We start from the raw sequence: 18,666 nt of genomic DNA, 5'->3' as shown, positions 1-18,666 counted from the left end.
GCCGCCCTGCGCAGGCGGGACCTCTGAACCGCAGCCCCGGCGGCTTTCAGACCGCGCCCGCGCCCGTCAGCGCCCGTACCTCCGTCTCGGCGTGGCCGGCCTCGTCGGGTGGCTCGGGCGAGGTCACCGTACCGAGCCAGCCGGCCAGGAAGCCCAGCGGGATGGAGACCGCGCCGGGGTTCTGGAGCGGGAAGACCTGGAAGTCCACGCCGGGGAAGAGCGCGTCCGGACTGCCGGAGACGACCGGGGAGAGCACCACCAGCAGGACGGCCGGCACCAGCCCTCCGTACACCGACCAGACCGCCCCGCGCGTGGTGAAGTTCCGCCAGAAGAGCGAATAGAGCAGGACCGGCAGGTTGGCGGAGGCGGCGACGGCGAAGGCGAGGCCCACCAGGAAAGCCACGTTCAGGTCCCGGGCGAGGAGGCCCAGGCCGATCGCCACCGCGCCGATCCCGGCCGCGGCCGCGCGCGCCACCGCGACCTCGCTGTACGGCGTGGAGCGTCGCCGGCGCCGCAGTGAGGCGTACAGGTCGTGCGCGACCGAGGCGGAGGAGGCGAGCGTGATGCCGGCGACGACGGCAAGGATCGTCGCGAACGCGACCGCCGCGACCACGGCGAACAGCACCGCCCCGCCCGTCGTGCCGGCTCCGCCGCCCAGGTCGAGGGCGAGGAGCGGCACGGCGGTGTTGCCGGCCGCGCTGGAGGCCCGCACCTCGTCGCTGCCGATGATCGCGGCCGCGCCGAAGCCGAGCACGATCGTCATGAGGTAGAAGCTGCCGATGAGTCCGATGGACCAGACGACCGAGCGCCGTGCGGCGCGGGCGGTCGGCACCGTGTAGAACCGGGACAGGATGTGCGGCAGGCCGGCGGTGCCGAGGACGAGCGCCAGACCGAGGCTGATGAAGTCCAGCCGCGCGGTCCAGTTTTCGCCGTACTTCAGTCCGGGGGCGAGGAAGTCGGAGCCGTGGCCGCTGCGTTCGGCCGCGGTGGTGAGCAGCTGGTCGACGTCGCCGTGGAAGCGCAGCAGGACGAGAACCGTGAGCGCGAGTGTTCCCGCCATCAGCAGCACGGCCTTGACGATCTGGATCCAGGTGGTGGCGCGCATGCCGCCCAGGGATACGTAGACGACCATCAGCGCCCCGACCCCGATGACGGTCCAGGAGCGCGCGGCCTCGCTCGTACCGCCCAGCAGCAGGGCGACCAGGCTGCCCGCACCGACCATCTGCGCCACCAGGTAGAGCACGGACACGGTGACGGAGGACGTGCCTGCCGCGATGCGCACCGGCCGTTCCCTCATCCGCGCGGCGATGACGTCCGCGAGCGTGAACCGGCCGCAGTTGCGGACGAGTTCGGCCACGAACAGCAGGACGACCAGCCAGGCCACCAGGAAGCCGACGGAGTAGAGCATTCCGTCGTATCCGTGGAGCGCGATGAGCCCGGAGATGCCGAGGAAGGAGGCGGCGGACATGTAGTCGCCGGCGATGGCGAAACCGTTCTCCATAGGGGAGAACAGGCGTCCTCCGGCGTAGAACTCCTCGGCGGAGCCGCGCCGGTTGCGGCCGGCCCAGGTCGTGATGGCCAGGGTCACCGCGACGAACGCGCTGAACAGCAGCAGGGCCAGGGTCTGGTGGTCTCCGCTCACCGCCCGGCCCCCTCCCGGGTCGGCCGCGGACTCCGCTCCCCGGCGGCCCGCCGGTCGCTCTCCCGGCCCCGCTCCCGCTCGAACATGGCCCACCGCAGGTCCAGCGCCGCCCGGTCCCGGTGCAGCCGGGCATGGCGTGCGTACGCCCAGGTCAGCACGAAGGTGGTGAGGAACTGGCCGAGTCCCGCGACCATCGCCACATTGACCGCGCCGGCCACCGGCCGGGACATCAGCCCGGGCGCGGCGGTCGCGGCGACGACATACGCCAGGTACCAGGCGAGGAAGGCGAGCGCGGCCGGCACCACGAACCGCCGGTAGCGGCTGCGCACCTCTTGGAAGGCGGCGCTGCGCTGCACTTCGCGGTAGATGTCGGTCGCGGTGGGGGGCCGCTGCGGCGGCTGTGTCCGCCGCGGCCCCGCGGCGGCGGGCTCGTCCGCTCCGGCCGGGTCCCCCCAGCCGGAGACCGGCGCGTCATACCACGGGTCATGGATCACCGAATCGACCCTCCTTGTCAGCGAACCGTTTCGGCCGCGTGCCCAAGGATGGGCATTCAGGAAGGATCCCGGCCTCCGGTCCCCGCCCTCTTCACCCCATCAGGTGAAGCCGGCGGGGAGCCCCGGTGGATCAGGCGTCGATACGCGAACGGTCCAGCGTCGCCGCGGAGCTGGTGATGAACTCCTTGCGCGGCGCCACCTCGTTGCCCATCAGCAGGTCGAAGACCTGCTCCGAGGCTTCCAGGTCACCGATGTTGATCCGGCGCAGGGTGCGGTGCCGGGGGTCCATCGTGGTCTCCGCGAGCTGGTCGGCGTCCATCTCGCCGAGTCCCTTGTACCGCTGGATCGAGTCCTTGTACCGGACGCCCTTGCGCTGGAACTCCAGCAGCGTCTGCCGCAGCTCGTTGTCCGAGTACGTGTAGACGTACTTGTCCTGGCCCTTCTTGGGCTGGATCAGCTCGATGCGGTGCAGCGGCGGTACGGCGGCGAAGACCCGGCCCGCCTCGACCATCGGACGCATGTAGCGCTGGAAGAGCGTGAGCAGCAGGCAGCGGATGTGGGCGCCGTCGACATCGGCGTCGACGAGGAGCACGATCTTGCCGTAGCGCGCCGCGTCGATGTCGAAGGTCCGGCCGGATCCCGCCCCTATGACCTGGATGATCGCGCCGCACTCGGCGTTCTTGAGCATGTCCGAGACGGACGACTTCTGGACGTTGAGGATCTTGCCGCGGATCGGCAGCAGCGCCTGGAACTCGCTGTTCCGGGCGAGCTTCGCCGTACCGAGCGCCGAGTCGCCCTCGACGATGAAGAGCTCGCTGCGCTCCACGTCGTCACTGCGGCAGTCGGCCAGCTTCGCGGGGAGGGAGGAGGACTCCAGCGCGGTCTTGCGACGCTGCGCCTCCTTGTGCTGGCGGGCCGCGATGCGCGTCCGGGCCGCGGCGACGGCCTTCTCCAGGACCGCGCGGGCCTGCGCCTTGGCGTCGCGCTTGGTGGAGGTCAGGAAGGCCTTGAGCTCCTTGGCGACCACCGTGGCGACGATGCGGTTCGCCGCGGAGGTGCCGAGTACCTCCTTGGTCTGGCCCTCGAACTGCGGCTCGGCCAGCCGTACGGTCACGACGGCGGTGAGGCCCTCCAGGGCGTCGTCCTTGACGATGTCGTCCTCGGCGACGCGCAGCAGCTTGGTGGAGCGCAGCACCTCGTTCACCGTCTTGGTGATGGCTCGCTCGAAGCCGGTGACGTGGGTGCCGCCCTTGGGGGTGGCGATGATGTTCACGAAGGACTTGACCGTGGAGTCGTACCCGGTGCCCCAGCGCAGGGCCACGTCGACGCCGAGCTCGCGGGTGACCTCGGTGGGCGTCATGTGGCCGCGCTCGTCCAGGACCGGCACGGTCTCCTTGAAGGTGCCCTGGCCGGTGAGGCGGAGCACGTCGCAGACGGCCTTGTCCTGCGCCAGGTACTCGCAGAACTCGCTGATGCCTCCGTCGAACCGGAAGATCTCCTCGCTCTTGCCCTCGCCCTCCAGGTCGCGCTCGTCCCGTACGACGATGGTCAGGCCGGGCACCAGGAAGGCGGTCTGGCGGGCGCGCTGGTGCAGGGTCTCCAGGGAGAGTTTGGCGTCCTTCAGGAAGATCTGGCGGTCCGCCCAGTAGCGCACGCGGGTGCCGGTGCGGGTCTTGGGCACGCGCTTGGTCTTGCGCAGCCCGTTCGCCGGGTCGAAGGGGGCGTCCGGGCCGGACTCGGTGAAGATGCCCGGGACTCCGCGGCGGAAGCTGATGGCATGGGTCGAGCTGCTGCGGTCGACCTCGACGTCGAGGCGGGCCGACAGGGCGTTCACGACCGAGGCGCCCACGCCGTGCAGACCGCCGGAGGCGGCGTACGACCCGCCGCCGAACTTGCCGCCGGCGTGCAGCTTGGTCATGACGACTTCGACGCCGGAGAGGCCGGTCTTCGGCTCGACGTCCACCGGGATGCCACGGCCGTTGTCCCGGACCTCGACCGAGCCGTCCTCGTGCAGGATCACCTCGATGTGGTCGCAGTACCCGCCGAGGGCTTCGTCGACCGAGTTGTCGATGATCTCCCAGAGGCAGTGCATCAGGCCACGGCTGTCCGTGGACCCGATGTACATGCCGGGGCGCTTGCGAACCGCCTCGAGGCCCTCCAGGACGAGCAGGTGCCGAGCGGTGTAGTTGGAACCGTCACGGTCTGCGGTCAGCAGCGCACTGGACGGCACGGACGTCTCGGCGGTCACGCGGTTCGCTCCTCGCTGAATTTGGGATGTGGCCCATGGGGGTAAGGCCCGGCGTCTGTCACCGGGTCAGAGGGTACCGAGGCCTGGTAGAGCCGTTGTAACGCCACCCTCGTGGAACACTCATGCTAGTCCAGGGTCGTATAGGTGTTCGATCCCTCGATGGGGTGACGTGCACATCACGTTCCCTTCCAGGCATGAACCATTTAGGCTCCGGGCACGTCCTCATGCACAACCGGCAACCAGCCGGGAGGACCGAACGACACATACACCGCAAACAACGCGAAACCCGTAGAGCACAGCAATACGGCTCATTCGCCGCCAACCGGCAGCAGACAGCCACCTTGGAAAAAGTTTCGAGGAAAAGCCACGAGCGGGAACGTTTTCGGCCTGGTTGGATGTTGACCCTGGTACGACAGCTCGTCGAGCTAGAGAAGAGGCGACGTGACTACTGTTCTGACCCCCGCGAGCCCGCTGACGGCCGCCGACCGCTGCGACCGCTGCGGCGCCCAGGCATATCTGCGCGTCGTGCTGACCAGCGGTGGCGAACTGCTCTTCTGCGCCCACCACGGGCGCAAGTTCGAGCCGGAACTCAAGAAGATCGCCGCGGAAATACAGGATGAGACGGACCGGCTCACCACCGTACCGGCCAGCACCGAAGAGGATCGCTGACGCTCACATCCCGACGAGCTACGGGCCGGTCCCGGACCGGCCGACGGGCGGCCGCCCCCGCACCACGGGGGCCGGCCGCCCGTTCTCGTACGCCCTGACGCGCGGGAGAACCGGGCGGCCGGGCAGGCGCTGCCTGCGGGGCCGAGGGCATCAGAGCGCCGGCATCACTGCCGAGACGCGGGTGTACACCCCCGGGCTGCCCGGCTGGCCGCAACCGCTCCCCCAGGAGACCAGACCGATCAGCCGGCCCCGCGCCACCAGCGGCCCCCCGCTGTCGCCCTGGCAGGCGTCCCGGCCCCCGTCCGGGTCCCCCGCGCACAGCATCGTGGACGGCAGGTACGCCCCGCCCGCTCCGGTCGCGTAGGCGCTACGGCAGACCTCATCGGGCAGGACCTGCACCCGTGCCGAGCGCAGCCCGTGCGCATAGGCGCCCCCACCCGTCGTGTCCCCCCAGCCGTACACGTCGGCGCTCGTACCGGGCCTGTACGCCGGATCGTCCGGTCCGGCCACCTTGATCACATACGAGGCGGGCAGAGCGGTCGCCAGCGTCAGCACGGCGAGGTCGCCGGACTGCGTCTCGGGGTCGTACGCCGGGCTGATCCACGCCCGCTTCACGGACACCTCCCGCCCGCCCGTGCCGCTCAGGTCCGTCCGCCCCGCGATGACGGCCAGATCCGCCAGCCCGCCGGGTTCCATGCCGAGCACCGCGGGCCCCAGGCAGTGGGCGGCGGTCACCACCTTGGTCGGCGCGACGACCACACCACCGCAGAACTGGCCGGAGCGCACGGCCCCGAACCGTTCACGGCTCGCCAGGGCCACGGCCCAGGGGCTGTCGGCGGCGCGGACCGGCTGCCCGCCGACCACCACGCTGTCGGCGGACACGGGGGCCGCGGCCAGTGGCAACGCCACGGCCGCCAGCACGCCGGTGGTCACGGCCACGGCACCCGTCCGGATCCGGCTGTTGGGTCGACGCAGACGACGCATACGGCGCATACGGTCTCCTGACTCTCCGGTGAACCCCGTTCACCCAGCGTCGGCCACTTGGCCCGCGCCCGCACCCGCTCGGACGCCGGAGGGCCCGGCTCCCTTCCGGGAACCGGGCCCTCCGCCACTGCTGCGTTTGCGCTGCCGACTCAGTCGAGGTAGTCGCGCAGCACCTGCGAGCGCGACGGGTGGCGCAGCTTCGACATGGTCTTGGACTCGATCTGGCGGATCCGCTCACGGGTCACGCCGTAGACCTTGCCGATCTCGTCCAGGGTCTTCGGCTGGCCGTCCGTGAGGCCGAAGCGCATGGAGACCACGCCCGCCTCACGCTCGGAGAGCGTGTCGAGCACCGAGTGCAGCTGCTCCTGGAGGAGCGTGAAGCTGACCGCGTCGGCCGGCACGACGGCCTCGGAGTCCTCGATCAGGTCACCGAACTCGCTGTCGCCGTCCTCACCGAGGGGGGTGTGCAGCGAAATCGGCTCGCGGCCGTACTTCTGGACCTCGATGACCTTCTCGGGGGTCATGTCGAGTTCCTTGGCCAGCTCCTCCGGGGTGGGCTCGCGGCCCAGGTCCTGGAGCATCTGGCGCTGGACGCGCGCAAGCTTGTTGATGACCTCGACCATGTGCACCGGGATACGGATGGTGCGGGCCTGGTCGGCCATGGCGCGGGTGATCGCCTGCCGGATCCACCAGGTGGCGTACGTGGAGAACTTGTAGCCCTTGGTGTAGTCGAACTTCTCGACCGCACGGATCAGACCGAGGTTGCCTTCCTGGATCAGGTCCAGGAAGAGCATGCCGCGGCCGGTGTAGCGCTTGGCGAGCGAGACCACGAGACGGAGGTTGGCCTCCAGCAGGTGGTTCTTGGCGCGGCGCCCGTCCTCGGCGATGATCTCCAGCTCGCGCTTGAGCTTGGGGGCCAGCTTGTCGGAGTTCGCCAGCTTGTCCTCGGCGAACAGACCGGCCTCGATGCGCTTGGCGAGCTCGACCTCCTGCTCGGCGTTGAGCAGCGGGACCTTGCCGATCTGCTTCAGGTAGTCCTTGACCGGGTCCGCGGTGGCACCGGCGACGGCGACCTGCTGCGCGGGCGCGTCGTCCTCGTCCTCGTCGGACAGGACGAAGCCCTTGGTCTCGCCGTCGGCCTCTTCCTCCTCGCCCTTGCCGGGGGCGACGTCGTCGAGCAGCTCTTCGCCCTCGATGAGCTCGTCGGGGTCCTTCTTGGCCGTGGTCTTCTTGGCCGTCGTCTTCTTCGCGGCAGCGGTCTTCTTCACCGCCGTCTTCTTGGCGGCGGTCTTCTTCGCGGCCGCCTTCTTGGCGGGGGTACCGGCCTCGTCGGCCGGGGCGTCCGCGCTCGGGGCCGCCGGGGCCGCGGCGGCCGCGACGGGCTTCGTCACGGTCGTCTTGGCGGTGACGGTCTTGGTGGCGGTGCGCTTTGCCGGGCTCTTCGCTGCGACGCTCTTACGGGCGCGCTTCGGCGACTCCGCTGCACTGACCATCAGCGTCACACCCTCTTCCTCGAGGATCTGATTGAGGCTGCGCAGAACATTCTTCCACTGGGTTGGCGGAATCTGGTCAGCCTCGAAGGCCCGACGCACGTCATCGCCGGCGATCTGCCCATCAGCCTTTCCCCGCTCGATGAGCGCCATCACAGACTCGGACTCGGCGATCTCCGGCGGGAGCGTACGGGATGTGCTGGCCGACACGAACAACCTCTCGGAACGATGGAAACGGCTTCCGGCCCCGCCCATGATCGGGCCGGAGCCGACGACCGCCGGCGGGGAATGTGCCGACGACGCGGGTGGACCTCGGAGCTGCACAGCGCCCTGAACGGCGGCTGTATTCCTTCCTCGGCCATCACCTCTTAGGTCATCGCAGGGCTTCGAAGAGCGTTACGCCCGTTCCACGTGGCCCGAGTCACACCCCGAATATGATCAAAACGGCCAGATGGGGAGATCACCCCTGTAAACGCATGTCAGGCGGACCACCGGGGTACGTCCGTTCTGTACGTCATCCCGGATACGTGCGGTGTGCGCCGACCACAGTGCGTACGCCACTTGTACCGTCGGCGCCGTGCACGCAGCGTGCTGCTCGTACGCCGCAGGTACCCTGCGGGTGATCGGCGCGCGGGATCGTCCGGGGCCCGGCGGCACACAGCGCCCGCGCCCGTGTCCGTGCGCGTGCGCGGTTGCCGCCGGCGGCTCAGTGCTCGCGAGGAGCGGGCACGACCCGCTCCACCTCCGGGTGGGTCGTCAGCAGCTGCCGCATGGCCGACTCGGCCGCGTGCCCGTCGCCCGTGGCCAGGGCGTCGACGATGCGCGCGTGATGCGCGAGGCAGGGCTCGCTGGGACGGTCGCAGCTGATGGCCGGGGATCCCGAGACCTGCAGGGCGGCGGAGACGATGCCGGAGAGGTGCTCGAGCATGCGGTTGCCGGCGACCTGGATCAGCAGGGAGTGGAACTCGGCGTCTGCGCGGGAGAACGTGATCGCGTCACCCTGCGCGAAGGCGTGGCCCATGATCTCGACCATGTCACCGAGCCGCTGCTGGATGTCCTCGCGGCCGTGCCCGGCGGCGAGGCGCGCGGCCAGCGGTTCGATCGTCCACCGCAGCTCACTCAGCTCGCGGCGCTGATCCTCGCGCTGCGGGCCGAAGGCCCGCCACTCGATGATGTCCGGGTCGAGCAGGTTCCAGTCGCTGACCGGCCGGACCCGGGTGCCGACGTTGGGGCGCGCGCTGACCAGGCCCTTGGCCTCGAGGACGCGGAGGGATTCGCGGACGACGGTGCGGGAGACCTCGAAGCGCTGGCCGATCTCCTCGGGGACGAGCGGCCGGTCCGCGCCCAGATCGCCGGAGACGATCATCTGGCCGAGCTGCTGGACGAGTTGGCCGTGCAGTCCGCGGCCGCGATTGCCTGCCGCCCGCCGGCCCACCCGGCCCAGGTCCGTATCGGCGCCTTCCCACGCGGTCGGGCCGACGCGGTCGGCACCGGGGCCTTCCGCGTAGGGGTATCGGTCCAGTCCGCCCGGGGCCGCGAGGCCGGACTCCACGGGGCGGGCGGCGGTCATCATGGTGTGCGCAAGGGTACTCACGCATCTTTTGTCGGCGTCGTTTCCACGGCCCTTGAGGTCTTTGGTGAAAAGCACACGAAAGGGTGATCGGCGCTCGCTTCCCAATTGACGCCTTATCGGAAGGAAGCGGGCAATTTCCAAGGGAGTTGTGACCGTTCGAAGCGCTTTGGTCACCGCTCGGTCACCAACGGGCGCGGCGCCGCAGCCCGGTGAGCAGATAGGCACAGATGAGGGCGGTCAGCGACAACACCAGTGCCGTACCGACGGGTTGCGCCACCACGTGCCCCACCCCCATGAGCCAGCGGTCGACCTCGTACGGCCAGTGCGTCCAGGACAGTTCGCGCAGCCGGCCGGGCAATCCCGCGATCGAACGCACGGACGGGCCCACGAGTACCTTCTGCACGAGCGGGGCGATGAGGACCGGCACGGCGAGGACGGCGGCCACACCGGCCGCGGTCGCCCGGAAGATTCCCGCCGCCAGGAGGCCCGCCCAGGCGCAGCCCACGGCCAGTCCGGCCCAACTGGCACACAGGATGCGCCAGTTTTCCGGTACGGGGATCAAGTCTCCGCCGTAGACGAGGCGGAGTGCTTCGAGATCGATCACTCCGGCGAGCAGGGCGAGCGTCAGCGCGGTCACGGCGGTGACGGCGAGCTTCGCGAGCAGGAGGCCGGCGCGGCGCGGAACGGGGCCGCGGCCGGAGGAGAGGACGGGGTAGCGGTACTCGTCGCCGAACGAGAAGGCGCCGAGCAGACCGGCCCCGAGAGCCGCGGGGGGCAGCGGCAGCAGGCCGGGCCAGGCGGCGATCACGTTTGGGAGCGACGTGCGGCCGGTCCGGGCGAGCAGCACGGCGATGGCGGCGGAGGCGACGAGCACGGCGACGGTGACCGCGTACGTGGCGGGCGCACCGAACAGCCGGCGCAGCTCGTAGCGCAGGGGGTGCAGCGGGCTGCGTACGGGCTTGGGGCGGAGCGGTGGCGGCAGGGGCCCGGGGTCCGCGTCCTCGGCGCGGGCGGCGGCGCGCTGGCCGGGCAGCGCACCTCCAGGGGCGGCGGCAGCGGCAGGCGGCCCATCTTCGGCCGGGCGGCCGCGGACCACGGAGGTGGCGAGAACGGGACGCACATGCGCCCCGGCCGCGTCGGAGCCCCGGCGCGGCGCGGGGGCCGCCCCGGACGGTGCGCCGGCATCCGGAGCGGCGAGTGCTTCGTCCGGGACGCCGGGGGCCGGTGCCGCGCCGGGAGAAGGGGCACTGGCGGAAGGTGCGCCGGCGAGAGGCGCACCGGAGGGGGACGCACCGGAGGAGGGGGCTCCGGCAGTCGGTTCGGCTTCCGCCCCGACGTCGGACGCGGGTGCCGAACCGGGCTCGGGGGCGGGCTCGGGATCGAGGGCGGGGGTGAGGGCCGGCGTGAAGGCGGGGCCTGTGCCGCCGGTCTCGTCGGCGAGTTGGTGGAGCAGGATCCCGTGCCGGAAGGCCGTCTCACCGATCTCGGCGCACGTGCTGCCGTACACGCACAGGCGGTTGCCGTTCTCGGTGACCACCTCGACCGAGCGCCGGGCGGCGCGGGCCTCGCGGCTGACGACGGCGGCCAGGCGGGCGGCGTGGGGCGTGCGGACGGCGACGCGGGGGCGAAGCCGGGTGCGGGCGAAGTCGGCGGCCTCCTGGTCCGCGACGAGCCGGCCTTCGTCGATGGCGACGACGTGGTCGGCGATGCGGGCGGCCTCCTTGGGGTCGTCGGTGGTGCACAGGACGGTGCCGCCGTCGGCGGCGTGAGCTCGCAGGAGCTCGTACAGCCAGCCGGCCTCGCGCGGCGACAGGCTCACGGCGGGCTGGTCGAGCAGGAGGGTGTGCGGGTCGCCCAACAGGGCGGCGGCGAGCCCGAGTCGGCGCTCCATGCCGGTCGAGAGGGCACCGAGGCGCTGGTCCTGCAGGCCGTGGAGGCCGACGGCCTCGAGCACCTCGTCGGCGCGTGTCACGGGGACGCCGGCGGCCGCGCAGAGCATCCGCAGCTGCCCCCGGACCGTGCGGGAGGGCTGGCCCGGGACCGCGGCGAGGAGGACGCCGACCTCGCGGGCAGGGTGGGCGATGCGGTGCAGGGGCCGGCCGCGGAAGTACGTGATGCCACGGCCCGGTTCGAGTTCGAGCATGAGGCGCAGTGCGGTGGTCTTGCCGGCGCCCGGCGCCCCGAGGAGCGCGGTGACCGCGCCCGGCCGGGCCTCGAACGTGAGGTCCCGCACGGCCGGGTCGCATCCCCGGCGGGGGGTGCTGGTCAGTCCGATTGCCTGGAGCATCGCTTCTCCCGCGGTAGATGAGACCGCTCGGCGGCAGGTCGGGTACCGCAGCAAGATAACGCGACATTTCGGACTTTTTGTGCAGGGTTGGGGGCGCGCGGCCCCGGGTGTCAGACCTCCGGTCGCAGCATCGGCGGATTGAGCAGGGTGGCGCCCCCGGCCCGGAAGAGCTGGGCGGGCCGGCCGCCCTGCCGCGTGGTGGTGCCGCCGGACGGCACGAGGAAGCCCGGCGTACCGGTCACCTTGCGATGGAAGTTCCGGGGGTCGAGGGCGACACCCCAGACGGCTTCGTAGACCCGTCTCAGCTCACCGACCGTGAACTCGGGCGGGCAGAAGGCGGTGGCCAGCGACGAGTACTCGATCTTCGAACGGGCGCGCTCCACCCCGTCGGCCAGGATCTGGGCGTGGTCGAAGGCGAGCGGCGCCGGCTGCTCGTCCTCGCGCCCGAATCCCGCCTCCTGGAGCAGGTCCTCGACCGGCGCCCAGCGGGCGCTGTGGGCGTCGCCCCCCGCACGTGGCGCCGGGAGGTCGGGGGCGAGCGCGAGGTGGGCCACGCTCACGACCCTCATCCGCGGGTCCCGCTCGGGGTCCCCGTAGGTGGCGAGCTGTTCCAGGTGCGCGCCGTTCCCCTCGGCCGGCAGAGGCGTGCCGGGTTCGTGCGCGCAGAGCCCGGTCTCCTCGGAGAGCTCCCGCGCCGCGGCCGTGCCGAGGTCCTCGTCCGGCCGTACGAACCCTCCGGGAAGGGCCCAGCGCCCCTGGAACGGCGGCTCGCCGCGGCGTACGACCAAGGCGCACAGCGCATGGCGGCGCACGGTGAGCACGACCAGATCGACGGTGACGGCGAAGGGGGGAAAGGCCGACGGGTCGTAGGGCGACATGCCGCTGATCATAGTCGTCTCACTGACGATAAGCACGCCCCCGGCGCCCGTGATGGTCACTTTCCCACCTCGGCCCCCCACCCGGTGACACCGCCGGTCACACACCCAACTGAAGTCCCGGTGCCGCCTCCTCCACCATGCCGAGCCCCATCCTGCTGATCCGCACGGCGAAGGGCTCCCCCGCGATGCACAGCCCGGACAGCCTGATGGCTCCCAGCGGGACGCAGCGCAGCGGCTGCAGGGTGACCGTCCCACCCGGTGCGTCGGGACGGACGCCGGCCAGCGTGGTCAGCACCTGGACGGCGGCGGCCGAGGCCACCGCCGCCGGGCGGCAGGCGGCGGGGTGCGCGACCGGGGCGCTGTCCGCGGTCCGCTGCAGCCCGGCGTACATCTCGGGCAGCCGGTATCCGAAGACCTCCGCGGCGTCGAGCAGTCCGCGCAGCAGCGACGTGGCCTCCTTGTCGTACCCCGCGCCGGCGAGCCCCGCGACGGCGACGGCCGTCTCGTGCACCCGTACCGCCCCGGAGCGGTGGCCGAAGGGGTTGTGACCCGGCTCGCGGGAGCCGAGGCTGCGCAGACCCCATCCGCAGTCCACGGCGGGGCCTCCGAGCAGCCTGGCGAGCTGCTCGGTCTGCACCTTGTCCAGCAGGCCGTCGGCGAGCCGGCCGCCGCCCAGCAGACCGGTGTCGAGGAGGTGGGCCGCGCCCGCGCCGAGGTGGGGCAGCGGCCGGCCGTCCGGGGCGAGGGCGGCGGCCGGGCGGCCGCCGGCCCGGTCGTCGATCCAGAACTCCTTGCGGAAACGCCGGCGCAGGTCGGCCGCCCAGTCCCGCCAGCCCTCCGCACCGGGACGGCCGCAGGCATCCAACAGGTCGGCGCCCAGCAGCGCTGCCCGGTGTGCGTGCGCCTGGGTCTCCGCGCGCCGCAGGCCGGCGGGGCCCGGTTCCGGAACCAGGGCGCTGTCACCCGTGGCGGAGCGCAGCCAGTGCAGGCAGCGCTCGGCAGCCGGCAGCAGCTCCGCGAGGTCCTGCTCCGGCAGGCCCCAGCGGTGGGCCTCGGCGAGTACGGCGGGGAAGGCCAGGGTCGCTTCGACGCCCGTGCAGCCGGGCGGGAGGTGGGGGCCCGCGTCCCGGAGCGGACCGGGGATGTGACCGGTGCCGGGCCCCGGGCCGGTGAGCTGGGTGCGGGCGACGGTGCGCAGGGTGGCGGCGGCGAGCCGGGTGCCGAGGGGCAGCGCCATCCTGACCGTCCAGAGGGCTTCGGCGGCGGCGAGACCGCAGCGCCAGGGCACGCCGCCGGCCGGGTGGAGGGCCGTGGGGTGGGCGGGGTCGCGCAGGAGCAGCGCGCGCAGATCGTCGAGCGCGGTGCGCAGCAGCTTCTCGGCGCGGGGGTCGTCGCTCTCCGCGCGTGCCTCGGGGAGGACCGGGCCGCTCGTCGGACGGCCCGCCGGACGGACCGGCTGCCCGGAACGGACCCGCAGCTCGATGGTGCTCGCTCCACCGGGCTGGAGCACGAGTTCCCAGCGCAGGAGACCGGCGGAGGCCAGGGCGTCCTTGGGAGGCGGGTCGGCGGTGACGACGGCGTGGTGGCCGTCGGCGGCGGTCCAGCGCATGCCCGCGTCGTGGACGCTGGCACGGAGCTCGGCAGCGGGCCGTCCTGCCGCGACCGCGCCCAGGTGTGCCAGGTCGGTGCCCAGAGCGAGCTCGACGGGGAGCCGGACGGTGTGGCCGAGTGAGCTGCGGAAGGTGATGCGCTCGGTCCCTTCGGCATGCCGGGAGCGCTCCACCCGGATGCCGGGGTCGGGGCCGGGGTCGGACGGGGTGCGGACGACGCCGATGAAGTGGGCACGGTCGGCGGTGAGGAGCCTGCCCTGTACGGGGACGGGTTCCCGGCCGCCCACCCGCAGCCGGCACTGGGACAGGAGCCGGCGGCCGGACTGGTAGAAGCCCTCCAGGCCGTGCCCGGTGAGCTGGCCGTGGTCCTGTGACACCGCGAGGTGGGGCAGGGCGACGCAGATGAGGGCGTTGTGCACGGGTGGCAGGTCGTCGGCGCGTACGGCGACCGGCCAGGGGGAGCCCGGTGGCCCGGCGCCGAGGGGCCCTCGGGCACCCGGTGCGCGGGAGGGATCGATGGCCGGATGACCGGGAGCACCGGCGGCACCGGGAGCACCGGGGGCGCTCCAGGAAGCCGGAGCTCCCGGCGCGCCCGCCGGCGGGAGGCCGGTGGTGGATGGTTGTCGGAACTGCGGGACGGGGGTCCGGTTCGGGACGGGACGGTCCATGAGTGGTTCGCTGAGCCTTCTGTGCGCTCCGGACAGCCGCTGGAGGTACGGCGGCACGGGTCATACGACTCCGCCGAAGACGTGAACGGCGGCACCGGGTCACGGGTCACGGCCGTCACCGTCCGCTCCTGCTGCCGCGGCGACCGCTGCCCTTGGCCGTTCGTGTCCGCGTCCGGGCGGGAGCCGGCCGGAGGGGTGGCACCGCGGCGGAACCGGCGCTGCCGGGGGCGGTCGCGTCAGGCCCGGGGGCGGTCGTGTCGGGACCGAGGACGGTCCTGTCCGGCGCCGTGCGCTTCGGCGCGTGCTTCCCGGGTGCCGGCCGGCGTACCACGCGGGCCCGGGACCGCCGCGCCGCCCCCGCCCGCTTGGTGACGCCCCGGCGTGCGGTGCCGGCCGTACCCGGCGCGCCGCACCCGCCCGCGGCCGCACGCGCACCGCGCTCCTGGCGCAGGCATGTGCGCAGCGACTCCGGGTCGAGCCCTTCGTTGCACGCCTGGTGCAGCAGCCTGGCGAAGACGTACTCGGGATCGGCGGTCAGCGCGAGCCCGAGGGCGACCCGCGCGCTCGGCTCGTCGCCCGTCGACCAGGCGACCCAGCCGGCGAGGGTCAGGGGCGCCGCGGCGTGCTCGGCGTAGGCACCGACGCACCGCCGGGAGAGCGCGCGCCAGAGCCGCAGCGCCGGAGGCGCCTCCGCTCCCTCCATCCACTCCGCCGCCCGGTCCCTGGTCTCCCGGTCCTGCAGGCCGACGATCAGCGCGGCGGCCTCATCGTGTGCGATCAGTGAGTCGTCGGCCGCATCGGCCGCCGCGGCATCGGGCACCGGCACCTTGTCCGTCAGCCGGCGCATGACCTGCCGCGCCAGCCGGATCGTCTCGGTGCGGACCTCCTCGCGCTGATCGACGTCCAGGATCCTGGTGACCAGCGCAGCGCTCGCCGCGTCCAGCGCACGGCTCTGCTCTTCCGCCTGCCCCGACCGCCACGGTGTGAGCCGCTCCTCCAGCTCCCGCAGCGAGCCGCGGACCTGGATCCCGGCGTACGCCGCGGCCGCGGCCATCACCGTCGTACCGGGCAGGGCGAGGACGTTGCCCTCCGGCGGGCAGCAGCGCGAGTCGGGGCAGCAGTACGACCAGTAGCGGCCGTCGGAGATGCAGAGCGCTTCGTACACCGGCACGTCGAGGGCACCGCAGGCGGTGCGCAGCCGCTGGGCGAGGGGGCGCAGGCGCTCCATCACGCGCAGGCCCGTCTCGCCGTCGGCCGGGTCCTGGCAGAGGAAGACGACGATGCCTTCGGGGCGGGAGCCGCGCCGTTCACACCCCTCGACCAAACACTCGGCGAGCTGTTCGGCGACGGGTGGCCACTCCCTCGGCGAGCGCGGAATGCCGAGGCGCACACGGCCGCCGAAGCGGCCCCGGTCGCCGTGGAGTGCGACGAGGACGATCGAGTCGGTCGGGTGGTACCCCATCATGTAGGGCAGTGCGTCGGCGAGTTCGGCGGGGCCGCGCAGGGTGATCTGCTGCTGGTCGCCGACGGGTCCGGTCGAGTCCTGGTGCTTGTTCATGGTCACGACGGTCCCGCGAACCCGGCGGACCGTCGACCCCTGTGGATAACCGCGGATCGTCGGCGGCCGCGCGTCGTCCACAGGCCGGGCGGTCGGCTCGCGCCCCCGGCGCTCCGCTGGTATACGCGGAGACGAGCGGGCGCGAGCGGGCTGTGACTCCGCGTATCGCCGCACCGGCCGATGCGGCGGGCAGGCCGTCGGTTGGCCCGTTGTCAGACCTGTGCTGTTGCATGGGGGCATGGAGTACACGAGCGACGCAGGACCCAGCACACTCCGCGCATCCGCCGATGCCGTGCTCGCCCGTCTCGTCGGGGACGGCAGCGGTACCGCCCGGCTGCGCGAGGACCAGTGGCGGGCGATCGAGGCGCTGGTCGCGCACAAGCGGCGTGCGCTGGTCGTGCAGCGCACCGGCTGGGGCAAGTCGGCGGTCTACTTCGTCGCGACCTCGCTGCTGCGGGCGCAGGGCAGCGGGCCGACCGTGATCGTCTCGCCGCTGCTCGCGCTGATGCGCAACCAGGTGGAGGCCGCGGCACGGGCCGGCATCCGCGCCCGGACGATCAACTCCTCGAACACGGAGGAGTGGGACACCATCCAGGAGGAGGTGGCCGCGGGCTCGGTCGACGTGCTGCTGGTCAGCCCCGAGCGGCTCAACAACCCCGACTTCCGCGACCAGGTCCTGCCGCGGCTCGCCGCCGCCACCGGCCTGCTCGTCGTCGACGAAGCGCACTGCATCTCCGACTGGGGCCACGACTTCCGCCCGGACTACCGCCGGCTGCGCACCATGCTCGCGGAGCTGCCGCCGGGGGTGCCCGTCCTGGCCACCACGGCCACGGCCAACGCGCGCGTGACGGCGGACGTCGCCGAACAGCTGGGGACCGGCGCGGATACCGACGCGCTCGTCCTGCGCGGCCCGCTCGACCGGGAAAGCCTCAGCCTCGGGGTGCTGCGGTTGCCCGACGCCGCCCACCGCCTGGCCTGGCTGGCGGACCACCTCGGTGAGCTGCCCGGCTCGGGGATCATCTACACCCTGACGGTGGCCGCCGCCGAGGAGGTCACCGCGTACCTGCGGCAGTGCGGCCACACCGTGTCCTCGTACACCGGCCGTACGGAGAACGCGGACCGGCAGCAGGCCGAGGAGGACCTGCTCGCGAACCGGGTGAAGGCGCTCGTCGCCACGTCGGCGCTCGGCATGGGCTTCGACAAGCCGGATCTGGGCTTCGTCGTGCATCTCGGCTCGCCCTCCTCCCCCATCGCCTACTACCAGCAGGTGGGCCGGGCGGGCCGCGGGGTGGAGCACGCCGAGGTGCTGCTGCTGCCGGGCAAGGAGGACGAGGCCATCTGGCAGTACTTCGCCTCCGTCGCCTTCCCGCCCGAGGAGCAGGTGCGCCGCACCCTCGAGGTGCTGGCGCAGGCCGACCGGCCCCTGTCCCTGCCCGCCCTGGAGCCGCTGGTCGAACTGCGCCGCACCCGGCTGGAGACGATGCTCAAGGTCCTCGACGTGGACGGTGCGGTACGCCGCGTGAAGGGCGGCTGGACGGCCACCGGGCAGCCCTGGTCGTACGACTCCGAGCGGTACGCGTGGGTGGCGCGGCAGCGCGGCTCCGAGCAGCAGGCGATGCGCGAGTACGCGTCCACCACGGCGTGCCGGATGGAGTTCCTGCGCAGGCAGTTGGACGACGAGGAGGCCGCTCCGTGCGGGCGGTGCGACAACTGCGCGGGCCCGCGGTACGACGCCAAGGTGTCGGCCGCCGCGCTGGACGCGGCGCGGGGCGAGCTGGGCCGGCCCGGTGTGGAGGTCGAGCCGCGCAAGATGTGGCCCACCGGGCTCACCGCGGTGGGCGTCGACCTCAAGGGCCGTATCCCGGCGGACGAGCAGACCTTCCCGGGCCGTGCCCTGGGGCGCCTCTCCGACATCGGCTGGGGGAACCGGCTGCGCCCCATGCTGGCGGAGAGCGCCGCGGACGGTCCGGTCCCGGACGATGTGGTGAACGCCGTGGTGACCGTGCTCGCCGACTGGGCCAAGGGCCCCGGCGGCTGGGCGTCCGGCGGGCCGGAAGCGCCGCCCCGGCCGGTCGGCGTGGTCACCGTGGCGTCGCGCAGCAGGCCGGAGCTGGTCGGCTCGCTCGGCCGGCGCATCGCCGAGGTCGGCCGGATGCCGCTGCTGGGCTCCGTGGAGTACGTACCGGAAGCGGTGGAAACACGGATCTCGCGCACGAACAGCGCGCAGCGGGTGGTGGGCCTGCACCGGGCACTGACGGTCCCCGAGCCGCTCGCCCGGGAGTTGGCCGCGGCGGCCGGACCGGTCCTGCTCGTGGACGACCTCGCGGACAGCGGCTGGACCCTCGCGGTGGCGGCGCGGCTGCTCCGCAAGGCAGGAGCCGAGGGGGTGTTTCCCCTGGTCCTGGCCGTCCAGGGATGACATGACGCGTCAGCACGGGCTTCAGTGGGCAGGATATGAGTGTCATACCGGCCCATACCCGGCAGTGACCTCAATTGCTCGTTGCCGCCTGCCCGTTGTGCCCGACAGAATTGGAGACCGCCCCCCGCACGGTCCGTTCGCGGTCC

Annotated in this window: 12 protein-coding genes; 2 read left to right on the top strand and 10 right to left on the bottom strand. The window is 72.7% G+C overall.

The window, feature by feature from the left end; all coding sequences use genetic code 11:
• Nucleotides 1-46: 46 nt before the first annotated feature.
• From ACIA79_RS23690 to ACIA79_RS23680, 3 genes are all read right to left on the bottom strand, one after another.
• On the bottom strand, nt 47-1,642 hold the full coding sequence (locus ACIA79_RS23690) for a cation acetate symporter (protein ID WP_399430342.1): 1,596 nt from the start codon (nt 1,640-1,642) through the stop codon (nt 47-49).
• Complete coding sequence (locus tag ACIA79_RS23685; protein WP_399430341.1) at nt 1,639-2,136, bottom strand: DUF485 domain-containing protein; 498 nt, start codon at nt 2,134-2,136, stop codon at nt 1,639-1,641. The genes ACIA79_RS23690 and ACIA79_RS23685 overlap by 4 nt, the downstream gene beginning before the upstream one ends.
• Before the next feature lie 130 nt (nt 2,137-2,266).
• Nucleotides 2,267-4,384, bottom strand: a complete 2,118-nt coding sequence (locus ACIA79_RS23680; RefSeq protein ID WP_399430340.1) for a type IIA DNA topoisomerase subunit B — start codon at nt 4,382-4,384, stop codon at nt 2,267-2,269.
• Nucleotides 4,385-4,825: 441 nt separating this feature from the next.
• Between ACIA79_RS23680 and ACIA79_RS23675 the strand changes: the two genes are divergently transcribed.
• Nucleotides 4,826-5,053 (top strand): hypothetical protein, encoded by a 228-nt coding sequence (locus ACIA79_RS23675; protein ID WP_031075888.1) that lies wholly within the window; start codon nt 4,826-4,828, stop codon nt 5,051-5,053.
• Between the two features lie 150 nt (nt 5,054-5,203).
• Here ACIA79_RS23675 and ACIA79_RS23670 read toward each other — a convergent pair whose 3' ends face one another.
• The 7 genes from ACIA79_RS23670 to ACIA79_RS23640 all read right to left on the bottom strand — a co-directional run bounded on the left by ACIA79_RS23670 (nt 5,204) and on the right by ACIA79_RS23640 (nt 16,101).
• Nucleotides 5,204-6,028, bottom strand: a complete 825-nt coding sequence (locus ACIA79_RS23670; RefSeq protein ID WP_399430385.1) for a serine protease — start codon at nt 6,026-6,028, stop codon at nt 5,204-5,206.
• Nucleotides 6,029-6,186: 158 nt separating this feature from the next.
• Nucleotides 6,187-7,737 carry an RNA polymerase sigma factor gene (locus ACIA79_RS23665; RefSeq protein ID WP_399430339.1) on the bottom strand — a complete coding sequence of 517 codons (1,551 nt, stop codon included), beginning with the start codon at nt 7,735-7,737 and terminating at the stop codon, nt 6,187-6,189.
• A gap of 496 nt (nt 7,738-8,233) precedes the next feature.
• A complete protein-coding gene (locus ACIA79_RS23660) occupies nt 8,234-9,121 on the bottom strand; it encodes a FadR/GntR family transcriptional regulator (protein WP_399430338.1) in 888 nt (295 codons plus the stop codon).
• Nucleotides 9,122-9,281: 160 nt separating this feature from the next.
• Nucleotides 9,282-11,387: an ATP-binding cassette domain-containing protein gene (locus ACIA79_RS23655; RefSeq protein ID WP_399430337.1), complete on the bottom strand. Its 2,106-nt coding sequence runs from the start codon at nt 11,385-11,387 to the stop codon at nt 9,282-9,284.
• Nucleotides 11,388-11,497: 110 nt separating this feature from the next.
• Nucleotides 11,498-12,265 (bottom strand): NUDIX domain-containing protein, encoded by a 768-nt coding sequence (locus ACIA79_RS23650; RefSeq protein WP_399430336.1) that lies wholly within the window; start codon nt 12,263-12,265, stop codon nt 11,498-11,500.
• A gap of 97 nt (nt 12,266-12,362) precedes the next feature.
• Nucleotides 12,363-14,543, bottom strand: coding sequence for a glycogen debranching N-terminal domain-containing protein (locus ACIA79_RS23645; protein WP_399430335.1), 2,181 nt, complete (start codon nt 14,541-14,543; stop codon nt 12,363-12,365).
• A gap of 115 nt (nt 14,544-14,658) precedes the next feature.
• Nucleotides 14,659-16,101 carry a DUF4192 domain-containing protein gene (locus ACIA79_RS23640; RefSeq protein ID WP_399430334.1) on the bottom strand — a complete coding sequence of 481 codons (1,443 nt, stop codon included), beginning with the start codon at nt 16,099-16,101 and terminating at the stop codon, nt 14,659-14,661.
• 238 nt (nt 16,102-16,339) lie between these two features.
• On the opposite strand from ACIA79_RS23640, the gene ACIA79_RS23635 reads away from it, so the two are divergent.
• Nucleotides 16,340-18,520: a RecQ family ATP-dependent DNA helicase gene (locus ACIA79_RS23635; RefSeq protein WP_399430333.1), complete on the top strand. Its 2,181-nt coding sequence runs from the start codon at nt 16,340-16,342 to the stop codon at nt 18,518-18,520.
• The last annotated feature ends 146 nt before the right edge of the window (nt 18,521-18,666 follow it).

The sequence above is a fragment of the Streptomyces sp. NPDC051310 genome (assembly GCF_044455245.1).
Classification (GTDB): Bacteria; Actinomycetota; Actinomycetes; order Streptomycetales; family Streptomycetaceae; genus Streptomyces.
Note: the sequence above shows the minus strand (reverse complement) of the source record. Positions and strands in the feature narration are given on the sequence as shown.